This is a genomic window from Flavobacterium jumunjinense (assembly GCF_021650975.2).
GTDB classification, from domain to species: Bacteria; Bacteroidota; Bacteroidia; order Flavobacteriales; family Flavobacteriaceae; genus Flavobacterium; species Flavobacterium jumunjinense.
Window position 1 is genome coordinate 1,982,084 of sequence record NZ_CP091285.1, and the last position, 13,587, is coordinate 1,995,670.

Consider the following 13,587-nt stretch of genomic DNA (forward strand, 5'->3'; position numbering starts at 1 on the left):
CATGAGTAATAAAGTTATACACGCTATATATAATGACGATGATGTTTTAATGGATGCTGTAAAGCAAACTAGAGCAGCACATCATCATATTGAAGAAGTTTATACACCTTTTCCAGTACATGGTTTAGATAAAGCAATGGGATTAGCTCCAACAAGAATTGCAATAGCTTCATTTTTATATGGTTTAGTCGGAATATCAGTTGCTACTGCAATGATGAGATATATCATGATTGTAGATTGGCCACAGGATATTGGAGGTAAACCAAGTTTTAGTTATTTAGAAAACATGCCTGCGTTTGTGCCAATTATGTTTGAGTTGACTGTGTTTTTTGCAGCCCATTTAATGGTTATTACTTTCTATATGAGAAGTAAATTATGGCCATTTAAGCAAGCTGAAAATCCAGATATTAGAACAACAGATGATCATTTTTTAATGGAAGTTGGAATTCACGGAGATGAAGAAGAAATGATTTCTTTTTTCAAATCTACAGGAGCTGTTGAAGTAAAAGTAATAGAAAAGCATTAATACAAGATATGAAAAGCTTATATAAAATAGTAGCAGTAGTAGGTTTATCAATAATGGCAACGTCATGTTTTGATAAATCGAAGCCGAACTACCAGTTTTTTCCAAATATGTATGAATCCGTTTCTTATGAAACATATTCAGAACATGAAGCATTTGAAGGTGGAAAAGAAGGTCAAATACCAGCAGAAGGTTCTATTAAAAGAGGTTTCGTGCCTTATGAGATACCGAACACTAATGAAGGTTATGCTTTAGCTAAAGAAACACTAAAAACTCCTTTAGATTCAATTTCGATTAATCCCGAAAAAGGAAAAGAATTGTTTAATATCTACTGTGCAATTTGCCATGGTGATAAAGGAGACGGAAAAGGAACACTTGTTAAAAGAGAAAAGTTTTTAGGAGTTCCTAGTTATAAAGATAGAGAGATAACTGAAGGTAGTATTTATCACGTAGTTACTTATGGATTAAACTCTATGGGTTCACATGCTAATCAATTGTCGCAAGAGGAAAGATGGCAAGTAACAGATTACGTTTTAAAACTTAAGTCAGAATTATAATTGTAAAACACTTTTTTGAAAATCATTAATATGTATACGTTTTCAAGTAAATTAAAAGCTTTTTCATTAGCCTTAATGGTTATAGGAATCATTGGGATTGGTATCGGTTTTATGACTGTACCAAGTAAAGAGAAAGTTGAAGAAATGTTAAAGCATGGTGATGGTCATCATGGTAGTGAAAAAGCACATGATGCTCATGGTTCACATGATGTTCATACTGAACAAGCGGTATCGCATGATAGTCATAAATCAGAAGATACTCACGCTAGTAAAGAACATGATGAGCATGTAGAACATGTATTGCATCAACAACAAAATAAACCATGGTCTGCATTTTATGTAGCATGTATTTTCTTTATGTTGTTAAGTGTTGGTGTTCTTGCATTTTACGCGATTCAACAAGCAGCACAAGCAGGATGGTCTCCAATATTATTTAGAGTTATGGAAGGGATAACAGGTTATTTATTGCCTGGATCAATTATTTTCTTTTTAGTATTAGTAGCTTCGGGTCTTCATTTAAATCACATATTTGTTTGGATGGATAAAGAGGTAGTTGCAAATGATCATTTGTTACAAGCAAAAGAAGGATATTTAAACGTACCATTTTTCTTAATTAGAGCAGCAATATTTTTAGCAGGTTGGAATATCTATAGATTTGTTTCTAGAAGAAATTCTATTGCTCAAGATAATGCAACTGATAATACTTTTTATAAGAAAAACTTTAAATGGGCAGCAGGTTTCTTAGTATTTTTTATTGTTTCTGAGTCAATTATGTCTTGGGATTGGATAATGTCTGTAGATCCTCATTGGTATAGTACTTTATTTGGATGGTATGTATTTGCAAGTTTCTTTGTTAGTGGAATCACTTCAATAGCTTTAATTACACTGTATTTAAAATCTAAAGGTTATTTGCCAGATGTTAATACAAGTCATATTCATGATTTAGCTAAATTTATGTTTGGAATTAGTATTTTCTGGACATACTTATGGTTCTCTCAGTTTATGTTAATTTGGTATTCTGATATTCCTGAAGAAGTAACTTATTTTATAACAAGAATCGAAAATTATAATTTACCATTTTTCGGAATGTTAGTTATGAACTTTATATTTCCTTTATTAATCTTAATAAACACAGATTTTAAACGTTTATCATGGATTATTGTTATGGCTGGTATTGTTATTTTATTCGGACATTATATTGATTTCTATAATATGATTATGCCTGCAACGGTAGGTGACCAATGGTATATTGGTTATGCAGAATTAGGATCAATAGCTTTTTTCCTTGGTTTGTTTATATTTGTAGTGTTTACTACTCTAACAAAGGCTCCGTTAGAAGCAAAAGGAAACCCTTTAATGGGAGAGAGCAAACATTTTCATTATTAATATTTAAAGTAATAAACAAATGACAAGTTTATTGATATTCTTAGTTTTAGTTTTAATTGGAATTGCTATATGGCAATTAACTAAAATTTTCGATTTAACTCAAGTAGGTGTAGATTCAGAAAATTCTGAAGTTGCAAACGATAAGGATAATGCAGTTAATGGCTATTTAATGTTTGCCTTTGTTGGGTTTATCTATATATTTACAATATATTCTGTTGTAAAATGGGGAGATTTAGTATTAGGTACTCCAGCTTCAGAACACGGTGCAGATGTAGATAATTTAATGAACATTTCACTTGTTTTAATATTCTTCGTTCAGACGATAACTCAATTTTTATTACACTTCTTTACTTTTAAATATAGAGGAAGAAAAGGGCAAAAAGCTTTATATTTTGCAGATAATAATAAATTAGAAGCTATTTGGACTATTATCCCAGTAATTGTTCTTGCGGGTTTAATCCTTTATGGATTGTATACTTGGAATGAAATTATGTACTATGAGGAAGAAGAAGATGTTATCTATGTAGAATTGTACGCAAAACAATTCGGTTGGGAAGCTAGATATGCAGGAGAAGATAATACTTTAGGTAAAGCTAATGTTAGATATATTGAAGGAATTAATACTTTAGGTGTTGATTTAGCAGATCCTGCTGCTCAAGACGATAAAGTTGTTACTGAATTGCATTTACCGAAAGGGAAGAAGGTTGTTTTTAAAATGCGTTCACAAGATGTATTACACTCAGCTTATATGCCTCATTTTAGAGCACAAATGAACTGTGTTCCAGGTATGGTAACTCAATTTGCTTTTATTCCAACGGTTACAACTGTTGAGATGAGAGAAGATGAAGCAATCAAATTTAAAGTAGATAAAATTAATAAGATTAGAGCTAAGAAGAGTATTGAATTAGCTGCTAATGGAGAAGAAGCTTTAGATCCATATACATTTGATTACTTACTATTATGTAATAAAATTTGTGGTGCATCTCACTATAACATGCAAATGAAAATTGTAGTTGATACACCAGAGGATTTCAAAAAATGGTTGAATGAAAAGCCAACATTGTCATCACAATGGAAGGAAGCTAATGCACCAGCTCCTGAACCAGTACCAGTTGTTGTTCCAGTTGAAACAGTTGTTGATACTACTAAGGTTTTAGCTCAAGTTATAAAATAGATTTTAAGATATATAAAATAGTATAAGATTATGTCAGCACACGAACACGGTCATCATAAAGAAACATTTATAACTAAATATATTTTTAGTTTAGATCATAAGATGATTGCTAAGCAATACCTTATTACAGGTTTATTAATGGGAATTATAGGAGTTTTATTATCTATTTTTTTCCGTATGCAAATTGCTTGGCCAGGAGAATCTTTTGGTTTATTTAAATTTTTCTTAGGAGAAAATTTTGCACCAGGAGGTGTAATGAAAAATGATATTTACCTTGCATTGGTAACAATACATGGTACAATCATGGTATTCTTTGTATTAACAGCTGGTTTAAGTGGAACTTTTAGTAACCTGCTTATTCCTTTACAGATTGGAGCAAGAGATATGGCTTCTGGATTCATGAATATGTTATCATATTGGATGTTCTTTTTGTCTTCTGTTATTATGGTAGGATCGTTATTTATTGAATCTGGACCAGCTTCCGCAGGTTGGACAATTTATCCACCTTTAAGTGCTTTGCCTCAAGCAATCCCTGGATCTGGTTTAGGAATGACTTTATGGTTAGTTTCTATGGCTATTTTCATTGCTTCTTCTTTAATGGGTTCATTGAATTATGTTGTTACAGTTATTAACTTGAGAACAAAAGGTATGACAATGACAAGATTACCATTAACAATTTGGGCATTTTTTGTAACAGCAATTATTGGTGTTGTATCTTTCCCTGTATTGTTCTCAGCTGCATTATTATTAATTTTCGATAGAAGTTTTGGAACATCATTCTTCTTATCTGATATATTTATTCAAGGTGAAGTTCTACATTATCAAGGTGGTTCTCCTGTTTTATTTGAGCACTTGTTTTGGTTCTTAGGTCATCCTGAGGTTTATATTGTATTATTACCAGCATTAGGTATTACATCTGAAATTATTGCAACTAACTCTAGAAAACCAATTTTTGGTTATAGAGCTATGATTATGTCAATTCTTGCTATTGCATTTTTATCAACAATTGTTTGGGGTCACCATATGTTTATTTCAGGAATGAATCCTTTCTTAGGTTCGGTATTTACATTTACAACATTATTAATTGCTATACCTTCTGCTGTTAAAGCGTTTAATTATATTACTACGTTGTGGAAAGGTAACTTGCAATTAAATCCTGCAATGTTATTCTCTATTGGATTAGTTTCTACTTTCATTACTGGAGGTTTAACAGGAATTATTCTTGGGGATAGTACATTAGATATTAACGTTCACGATACATATTTCGTTGTAGCTCACTTCCATTTAGTAATGGGTATTTCTGCACTTTATGGATTCTTTGCCGGTGTTTACCATTGGTTTCCAAAAATGTTCGGTAAAATGATGAATAAAACTTTAGGTTACGTTCACTTCTGGGTTACTGCAGTTTGTGCTTATGGAGTTTTCTTCCCAATGCACTTTATCGGTATGGCAGGTTTACCAAGACGTTATTATACAAATTCAGCTTTTCCATTATTTGATGAATTAGCAGATGTAAATGTATTAATTACAATATTTGCTATTGTTGGTGCTGCTTTTCAAGTTGTTTTCTTCTGGAACTTCTTCTATAGTATGTTCTATGGTAAGAAAGCACCTCAGAATCCTTGGAGATCAAATACTCTTGAATGGACTACACCTGTTGAGCATATTCATGGTAACTGGCCTGGAGAAATTCCAGAAGTACACCGTTGGCCTTACGATTATAGTAAACCAGGTCATGATGAAGATTTTGTTCTACAGACTGTACCAATGAAAGATGGTGAAGAAGAATTACATCACTAAGATGAAATAAAATATACATTAAAAACCTTTCCTTCTCGGAAGGGTTTTTTGTTTTTAACTTTGTTTATCTTTGTTCCTATGAATGAAAATTTAGACCCTAATAAAGAAAGATTTACTCCTCAAGACTTAGATATTGAAAAGGCATTGCGTCCATTAAGTTTTGATGATTTTGCTGGGCAAGATCATGTATTAGATAATTTGAAAGTTTTTGTTGAAGCAGCCAATCAAAGAGGTGAAGCTTTAGATCATTCGTTATTTCATGGGCCTCCTGGTTTAGGAAAAACTACTTTAGCAAATATCTTAGCTAATGAGTTAGGTGTTGGTATTAAAATCACTTCAGGACCTGTACTGGATAAACCTGGAGATTTAGCAGGTTTACTTACAAATTTAGAAGAAAGAGATGTCCTTTTTATTGATGAAATTCACCGTTTGAGTCCTATTGTTGAAGAGTACTTGTATTCAGCAATGGAAGATTATAAAATAGATATTATGATTGAAAGTGGTCCAAATGCAAGGACTGTTCAAATTCACTTAAATCCATTTACTCTTGTTGGTGCAACTACACGTTCTGGTCTGTTAACAGCTCCTATGCGTGCTCGTTTTGGTATTCAGAGTAGATTACAATATTATAATACTGAACTGCTTGCTACAATTATTGAGCGTAGTGCTACAATTTTAAAAGTAGAAATTGATATACAGGCTGCTATTGAAATTGCTGGTAGAAGTAGAGGTACTCCTCGTATTGCAAATGCTTTATTAAGACGTGTTCGTGATTTTGCGCAAATAAAAGGAAATGGGAGAATTGATATCGAAATTACACGTTATGCATTAAAAGCTTTAAATGTAGATGCAAATGGATTGGATGAAATGGATAACAAAATTCTTTTGACTATTATAGATAAATTTAAAGGAGGACCTGTTGGGTTAACTACTTTAGCTACTGCAGTTTCTGAAAATGGTGAAACAATTGAAGAAGTTTATGAACCTTTTTTAATTCAAGAAGGTTTCATAATGAGAACTCCAAGAGGAAGAGAAGTTACTGAAAAAGCATATAAACATTTAGGAAAAGTAAAAGCAAATATTCAAGGAGGTTTGTTTTAATACATTTAATTATGAGTCATAAAAAAAACATTCCTGAGGTATCTTTTCTTCGCTTTATAAAACATTCTGTAGCAATTCTTAAAAATCCGTTGCCATTTCACAATGCTAATTTTAACTTACTTGGCGACATTTTTAGATTAAAAATTGGTTTAGGGAAATCTGTTATTTTTTGTAGAGATGCAGGTTTGTTAAGCTATGTGTTACAGAAAAATCAAAAAAATTATACTAAATCAAAAATTCAAACACAAGATTTAGCTAAATATATTGGTAAAGGACTTTTAACTTCGGAAGGAGAAAAATGGAAAAAGCAGCGAAAGTTAATTCAACCTGCTTTTCATAAAAGTCAGTTAGCACTTTTGTTGGATACAATTCAATCTACAATTCTATTTGAATTAGATAAAATTACTACAGATAAGCCAATTGATATTTTTCCAATTTTTAATGATTTAGCATTTCAGACTGTAGTTAAGTCACTATTTAATTCGGGCGTTAATGATGCTGATGTTTCAAAGCTTCAGGATGTAACAGAGATTACGCAAGAAATGCTAGTTAAAGAATTAAGACAGCCTTATTTAGGCTGGTGGTTTAAAATTTCTGGGGAGATTGAAAAGCATATTAAGTTGACTAATGATTCTCGTGATATTCTTAGAAAATTAGTAAGAGAGCGTAAGAAAACAAATACTAAGTCTAATGATTTATTAGACATGCTTCTAGATGCTCGTTATGAAGATGGTGAAGTAATGGAAGAAGATCAGTTGTTAGATGAAATCCTGATTTTATTTGCTGCAGGACATGAAACCACATCGAATGCATTGACGTTTACTTGTGAGTTATTGGCTAGAAATCCAGTTGCCCAAGAAAAAATTTTAGAAGAAACTAAACGAATTAAGAATGAGTCTTCTGATTTAAAGCATTTGTTAAAGAATGCTGTTTATACAAAGCAAACCATAGAAGAAGCAATGCGATTATATCCTCCAGCTTACTTTATAGATAGAGTGAATATAGATAATGACGAATTTGAAGGTATAAGTTTGCCTAAAGATTCAAACCTCCTTTTTTCAGTTTATGAAATCCACCGTCATCCCGATTTTTGGGATAGGCCAAATGAGTTTATTCCTGAACGTTTTTCAGATGAAACTATAAAGTTCTCAAAAAATTATTTTCCTTTTGGTGCAGGACAGCGTATGTGTGTTGGTAATAATTTTGCCATGTATGAAATGATTTTAACGATTGCAAATCTTGTTGAACGTTATCAAATTCTTGAAAAGAAGACTCCAATAGAGATTAAACCGTTAATCACATTAAAACCTTTAAATGCTATATTAGAATTTAAGAGTCGTAATTAAACATTTGAATCAAGGTTGTTTAAAACTTGGGATTAATTTTTTACTAAGAGAGAACATCTAAATAGATAGTTTGATATAAAACATTCGCTTTTTGTTAGATTAAAAGCAAAATATAAATAGCGTGTTTTTTACTTATCTTTGTTGAAAATATTTTCTTATTGTGAAAAAATACATCTACTTATTAGCCATATTACATGTAGCCGTTTTTGGTTTCGCTCAAAATTTACCAAACGATTGTGTTAATTATATACAAGCTTGTGATAATCAGAATGTCTCTTTTAATGTTTCGGGTTCGGGTGTGCAAGAAATTGTTCCAGAATCTTGTGAGAGTAGTGAACATAATTCTCTTTGGATGCGTGTAACAATTGACCAGCCTGGGACATTAGGTTTTACAATTATTCCTCAAAGTACAGATATTAATGAAGATTATGATTTTTGGGTCTTTGGACCTGTGTCTGATTGTGCAAATTTAGGCGCTCCTATTCGCTGTTCAACTACTAATCCTGTTGCGTCAGGACAAACGAATAATCATACGGGATTAAATGCAATTTCTATCGATACAAGTGAAGGGCCTGGAGCTGCAGGTAATGGATTTGTGAAACAACTGATTGTTTTGCCTGGGCAAAGTTATTTTGTAGTTATTGATAGACCAATTGGAAACTCTCCGTTTTCATTAAATTGGTCAGGTTCTGCAACAATTTTAAATCCGTTTGAGAATATTAATTTTCCTAATTTTCCAGATGTAATACTTTGTGATGAGGGAGCAGATAATTCTGAACCTTATGATTTTTCTATTTTGGATACGGCTACTTTAACTGGGCTTTCAGGCTTTTTTATTACGTATCACGCTTCTATGCAAGATGCGTCTTTAAATGCAAATCCAATTACAGGTTTAGCTAATTTAAATCAAGGGACATATTATGCAAGAATTGCTTCTACCACTGCACAGTGTACAGAAATTAAAACAGTCAATCTAATTTTTGATAATATAACAACGAATGATGTTGTAAAAACGGTTTGTGAAGGTGAGATTACAAGTGCAATAGATTACGATTTGAGTAGTCATAATAATGAAATTTATACAGGAATTCAAATAGTAACTTATAAGTACTTTACAACATTAACCGATGCGAATAATAGTACAGCCGAAATATTGAATTGGCAAAATAGAAGTTTACCAATAGGAACAAATACTTTTTATGTTCGTACAGAAAAGGGAACATGTTTTGATATTTCTGAGTTAACAATAAATGTAGTTGAAAGACCTGTTATAAATAGCCTAATAGAGTTAAAACAGTGTGACGACGATACTGATGGATTTAGTGCTTTTAATTTAACAGAAGCAAATTCACTAATTGTAGGAAATACGGCGGGACTAACAATTGATTATTTTTTAAGTATAACAGACGCAGAAAATAATACTAACGCAATTTCAAACACTACTTCTTTTATTAATCAAACAGTAAGCACACAAACAATTTATTATAGAGTTATTAATGGAAACAATTGTTTTAGACCTGGGCAATTAAATCTAGTTGTTTCGGCGACTCAAATTCCTGCAACTTTTACTCCAATAGTTTTCACAAAGTGCGATGCGACTTTTGGAACCAATAATGATGGTATAGCTGAGTTTGATTTTAGTGGTGTAGAAGCTTCCATTGCATCTTTATTTACAGGTCAAATTGTAAGTGTTACTTTTTATGAGAATTTAGCCGATGCTTTAGCAGAAACCAATTCGATTTCTTTAGTAAGTGCATCTAATTATACTAATGTGAATTCGCCAAATATTCAAGATATTTATGTAAGAGTAGATAGCGATTTAAACAATGATTGCGTTGGATTGGGAAAGTATGTAAGTCTACAAGTAGAAAATCAGCCTATTGTTGATCCTGTTGTAATAAGAGCATGTGATGACAACAATGATGGAAGTTTTGATTTTGACACAACAAATATCGAAACTCAAATTTTAAACGGTTTAACCAATGTTACGGTTACTTATACAGATGCAGCTAGTGTGAATTATACAACATTGCCAAATCCGTATCCTTCAACAAATCAAATAGTAACAATTACTTTAACAAATAATACAACAGATGCATGTTCATATACAACTACTTTAGAATTTATTGTTGATGAAGTACCAACTGCAACTGCTGTTCCGTCAAATTTATTGATTGCTTGTGATAATGAAACAGATCCATTATTACAAGATGGATTGGTAGAATTTGATACCTCAAATTTTGAAAATTTAATTATCGGTTCGCAAACAAATGTTCTTGTAGAATATTACGATGCAAGTAATAATTTGTTGAATTCTTTTATAGGGAATTTCAGAACAAATACGCAAAATATAACAGCTAAGGTTATTAATGCCAATAATACAAATTGCTTCAATACAACTATATTGTCATTTGTTGTACATCCAAAACCAAATATTTATATTCAAGGAGAAGATGAAATTATTTGTAGAGATAATAGTTCGGATTTTGAGATTTTAAATGCTGGTTTGGTTGATGAAACCACGATTAATAATTATACCTATCAATGGTATTTGAATAATCAAGCGATTGCAGGGGCAAATCAATATACTCTTACTGTTACAGAAATTGGAGAATATAAAGTAGAAGTTATTAATGCTAATTCATGTATCAGTACAAGAAATATTTCGGTAAAGCCATCTAATATTGCGATAATTAATACTATTGAAGTTGTAGATTTAGTGGATTCTAATACGATTACGGTTTTAGTCACTGGAGATGGTGACTATTTATATAGTTTAGACGGTTTTAATTATCAAGAGAGTAATGTTTTTGAAAATGTTCAAGCAGGAATTCAAACGGTATATGTTTATGATAACAATGGTTGTGGTATAACATCAGATTTGATTACAGTACTTTCAATTCCTAAGTATTTCACACCAAATGGAGATGGAATCAATGATTCTTGGAATGTGAAAGGATTTGATGATAGGTTTTCCGAAAGTACATCTATTTCTATATTTGATAGATATGGGAAATTAATAAAAGAAATATCTTCTTCATCTGAAGGTTGGAATGGTACATTTAATGGAGAAAAAATGCCGTCATCCGATTATTGGTACACAATAAAACTGCATGATGGAAGAGTAAAAAAAGGACATTTTACTTTAAAACGATAGGCTATATTATAAAACACCAGCTTTTACGCTGGTGTTTTAATTGCAAACTACGAAAACGTTCTGCGTAATATTAACTAATTAATTTAAGAAAAGCAGCGTTTTTTATTTAGACTCTATAGTGTATCTCTTTTATTTAATTTTAAATAGGTAATCCTTTTTAATTTTTTATATTGATATAAAAATGACTCAATGTCTTTTTTAAAGTTTATGTGATCATTTAGATAATAAGTTTCACAATCAATATCTTCACATTCTTTTAAACCATCAATTTTTCTAATATAAACGATAAGGTTGTCAAACAAGTTTCTGTTTTGTCTTTCTTTCTCTTCTAGTTTTTTTATTAATTTAGCATAAACTTTATTGTCTTTTTTGCTTTTTAAAAGCTTTTTAAAAAAAATAATTTCTGCATTAATACAAGTTAATTCTTCTCTCCATAATAATATGTCATTATTAATGAATTGTCCTTCAATATCGTCTTTGAAGTGGTGTTTATTGACGAATTCATTCATCTTTTTTTGTTTATAATGTTTTTGAATTTTTAACTTTTATTATTTCTATAGTATTTATACCTGTTGGAAACTGCCAATCTATTGTGTCGTTTTGAGCATAACCAAAAAGGGCAAGTCCCATTGGTGCTAATACAGATATTTTATTATTAGCTAGGTCGCTTTTCTCTGGAGTAACAATTTGATATGTTCTTTGTTCATTAAACGCAGTTTTGATGGTTACAATAGAATTAAATCGAATAATATCTTCGGGTAATTCTGTGTTGTCCATTATTTTCGCATCTTTTAGTTCGTTAACTAATTTCTCAAAAGATAATCGATATGTTTTATCATATTTATTATGAGAGTTTGAAAAAAGTTGCTTTAAAGTTTCAAGTTCTCTTCGATCAATAATTATTGTTTCGTATTTCATGATTCATAAAATGAGTTTTATTAATAGAACTTTTCATTATGGAAAAATTCCTCTTTCAACATATGCAGTTTCAATGCGACTAATAGCAATTGTATATGCTGCAGTTCTCCAATCAACTTTATTTGTAGTAGCTAGCTTCTCTACTCTTCTGAAGTTTACTGTCATTTTTCTTTCAATTTTGAACATTACTTCATCTAATGGCCATAATTCTCCATTTCTATTTTGAAGCCATTCAAAATAACTACCAATCACGCCACCAGAATTACATAAAATATCAGGGATTATAGTAACATTGTTGTCTAGTAATATTCGTTCTGCTTCGTTGTTAATTGGTCCGTTTGCTCCTTCAGCAATAACTTTAGCCTTGATTTTATCAGCATTGGCTTCTGTAATTTGATTTCCTAAAGCGGCAGGAATAATGAAGTCACATTCTAATCCAAAAAAGGCATCAGGATTCATTTCTGTTGCACCTTCAAATCCTTTTGTTGAGCCTTTTCTAGGTTTACAATGCTCGTATAAATCTTCAACGGAGATTCCTTCATTATTAATTAGAGTAGCGTGAGCGTCTTGTGTTGCGATTAAAATAGCTCCATCATTATTTAGAAAATGGGAAGCCCAATATCCAACATTTCCAAAACCTTGTACAATGAATTTTTTACCTTTTAAAGTCTCATTTTTGTCTTCAAACAACAATCTAAGGGTTAAGTATACTCCAAAACCAGTAGCTCTGTCTCTACCTTCAAGTCCACCACTTCCAATAGGCTTTCCGGTTACAACGTGTTTATGGTTTGATCTTTCGTTGGGGGATTTTGTAGACATAAATGTGTCTGCCATCCAAGCCATTGTTTGCTCGTTCGTGTTTACATCTGGTGCAGGAATATCATATTCTGCTCCAATATTATCTCCTAATGCAAAAGTAAATCGTCTTGTGATTCTTTCAAGTTCAGATAGAGAGTAGTTTCTTGGGTCTATTTGAATACCACCTTTTGCACCACCATAGGGTAGTCCTGCTAAAGAAGTTTTCCATGTCATCCACATTGCTAAAGCTTTTGCATCATTTACATCTACAGTTGGGTGATATCTTAAGCCTCCTTTGTATGGCCCTAATGCATTATTATGTTGAACTCTATAACCTGTAAAAATTTCAACATTTCCGTTGTCCATTTTTACAGGGAAATGAATGATTATTTCATTATTTGTAATAGATAATATTTTTCTAATATTTGCATTAAGATTCATGGAATCTGCAGTTTTATTAAATTGTTCCAAAACATTATCGAGCATTGTTTTTTGCTTTTTTACTTCTAAAATTTTTATATTATTCATATTCTTCGCAATGATTTTTATTGTTTTCTACCCAAGTACAGAAAGTATTATTATCACAATTTGAGCAAATGCCAATTAGACTATTTGCAAGATGAACCTCTTCAAAAGGTTCAATAGATTCAGGATTAAGTAAAATTTCCATATTTTATATTTTATTCCTTAGGAGTAGACAATCTGTGTGCCATTTTTCAAAGTGTACATGTAACTATCTGTTTATTAGTTTTTTATTTGTTTTTTATTCCTTTTTGTTAGTTTTTTATTTGGGTATATATGCATCAAACGAGGCAAAATGCCCCGTT

Annotated in this window: 12 protein-coding genes; 8 read left to right on the top strand and 4 right to left on the bottom strand. The window is 31.3% G+C overall.

The features are described from left to right. Position 1 precedes the first annotated feature (1 nt). From L2Z92_RS08790 to L2Z92_RS08825, 8 genes are all read left to right on the top strand, one after another. Positions 2-526, top strand: a complete 525-nt coding sequence (locus L2Z92_RS08790) for a DUF3341 domain-containing protein (protein ID WP_236458448.1) — start codon at positions 2-4, stop codon at positions 524-526. An 8-nt stretch (positions 527-534) separates the two neighbouring features. Further along, positions 535-1,080 (top strand): cytochrome c, encoded by a 546-nt coding sequence (locus L2Z92_RS08795; protein ID WP_236458449.1) that lies wholly within the window; start codon positions 535-537, stop codon positions 1,078-1,080. 30 nt (positions 1,081-1,110) lie between these two features. Then, positions 1,111-2,466 (top strand): quinol:cytochrome C oxidoreductase, encoded by a 1,356-nt coding sequence (locus tag L2Z92_RS08800; protein WP_236458450.1) that lies wholly within the window; start codon positions 1,111-1,113, stop codon positions 2,464-2,466. Positions 2,467-2,485: 19 nt separating this feature from the next. Continuing rightward, positions 2,486-3,640, top strand: coding sequence for a cytochrome c oxidase subunit II (locus L2Z92_RS08805; RefSeq protein WP_236458451.1), 1,155 nt, complete (start codon positions 2,486-2,488; stop codon positions 3,638-3,640). Between the two features lie 30 nt (positions 3,641-3,670). Beyond that, complete coding sequence (locus L2Z92_RS08810; RefSeq protein WP_236458452.1) at positions 3,671-5,440, top strand: cytochrome c oxidase subunit I; 1,770 nt, start codon at positions 3,671-3,673, stop codon at positions 5,438-5,440. A 78-nt stretch (positions 5,441-5,518) separates the two neighbouring features. After that, positions 5,519-6,541: a Holliday junction branch migration DNA helicase RuvB gene (ruvB, locus tag L2Z92_RS08815; protein WP_236458453.1), complete on the top strand. Its 1,023-nt coding sequence runs from the start codon at positions 5,519-5,521 to the stop codon at positions 6,539-6,541. An 11-nt stretch (positions 6,542-6,552) separates the two neighbouring features. Beyond that, positions 6,553-7,887 carry a cytochrome P450 gene (locus L2Z92_RS08820; RefSeq protein ID WP_236458454.1) on the top strand — a complete coding sequence of 445 codons (1,335 nt, stop codon included), beginning with the start codon at positions 6,553-6,555 and terminating at the stop codon, positions 7,885-7,887. A 160-nt stretch (positions 7,888-8,047) separates the two neighbouring features. Continuing rightward, positions 8,048-11,044, top strand: a complete 2,997-nt coding sequence (locus L2Z92_RS08825) for a T9SS type B sorting domain-containing protein (protein WP_236458455.1) — start codon at positions 8,048-8,050, stop codon at positions 11,042-11,044. A 113-nt stretch (positions 11,045-11,157) separates the two neighbouring features. Here L2Z92_RS08825 and L2Z92_RS08830 read toward each other — a convergent pair whose 3' ends face one another. From L2Z92_RS08830 to L2Z92_RS08845, 4 genes are read right to left on the bottom strand one after another with little or no spacing between them, the layout of a single operon-like run. After that, positions 11,158-11,553: a hypothetical protein gene (locus L2Z92_RS08830; protein ID WP_236458456.1), complete on the bottom strand. Its 396-nt coding sequence runs from the start codon at positions 11,551-11,553 to the stop codon at positions 11,158-11,160. A gap of 10 nt (positions 11,554-11,563) precedes the next feature. After that, the gene (locus L2Z92_RS08835) at positions 11,564-11,962 is read right to left on the bottom strand and encodes a GreA/GreB family elongation factor (protein WP_236458457.1); all 399 of its coding nucleotides are present in this window, start codon (positions 11,960-11,962) and stop codon (positions 11,564-11,566) included. Positions 11,963-11,998: 36 nt separating this feature from the next. Continuing rightward, positions 11,999-13,288, bottom strand: coding sequence for a Glu/Leu/Phe/Val family dehydrogenase (locus tag L2Z92_RS08840; protein WP_236458458.1), 1,290 nt, complete (start codon positions 13,286-13,288; stop codon positions 11,999-12,001). Beyond that, complete coding sequence (locus L2Z92_RS08845; RefSeq protein WP_236458459.1) at positions 13,281-13,430, bottom strand: hypothetical protein; 150 nt, start codon at positions 13,428-13,430, stop codon at positions 13,281-13,283. The genes L2Z92_RS08840 and L2Z92_RS08845 overlap by 8 nt, the downstream gene beginning before the upstream one ends. Positions 13,431-13,587 lie beyond the last annotated feature (157 nt).

Bases quoted from the DNA above. Each gene is read 5' to 3' on its own strand.
- L2Z92_RS08790 (WP_236458448.1), top strand. From the start codon at position 2: ATGAGTAATAAAGTTATACACGCTATATATAATGACGATGATGTTTTA.
- L2Z92_RS08795 (WP_236458449.1), top strand. From the start codon at position 535: ATGAAAAGCTTATATAAAATAGTAGCAGTAGTAGGTTTATCAATAATG.
- L2Z92_RS08800 (WP_236458450.1), top strand. From the start codon at position 1,111: ATGTATACGTTTTCAAGTAAATTAAAAGCTTTTTCATTAGCCTTAATG.
- L2Z92_RS08805 (WP_236458451.1), top strand. From the start codon at position 2,486: ATGACAAGTTTATTGATATTCTTAGTTTTAGTTTTAATTGGAATTGCT.
- L2Z92_RS08810 (WP_236458452.1), top strand. From the start codon at position 3,671: ATGTCAGCACACGAACACGGTCATCATAAAGAAACATTTATAACTAAA.
- ruvB (WP_236458453.1), top strand. From the start codon at position 5,519: ATGAATGAAAATTTAGACCCTAATAAAGAAAGATTTACTCCTCAAGAC.
- L2Z92_RS08820 (WP_236458454.1), top strand. From the start codon at position 6,553: ATGAGTCATAAAAAAAACATTCCTGAGGTATCTTTTCTTCGCTTTATA.
- L2Z92_RS08830 (WP_236458456.1), bottom strand. From the start codon at position 11,553: ATGAATGAATTCGTCAATAAACACCACTTCAAAGACGATATTGAAGGA.
- L2Z92_RS08835 (WP_236458457.1), bottom strand. From the start codon at position 11,962: ATGAAATACGAAACAATAATTATTGATCGAAGAGAACTTGAAACTTTA.
- L2Z92_RS08840 (WP_236458458.1), bottom strand. From the start codon at position 13,288: ATGAATAATATAAAAATTTTAGAAGTAAAAAAGCAAAAAACAATGCTC.
- L2Z92_RS08845 (WP_236458459.1), bottom strand. From the start codon at position 13,430: ATGGAAATTTTACTTAATCCTGAATCTATTGAACCTTTTGAAGAGGTT.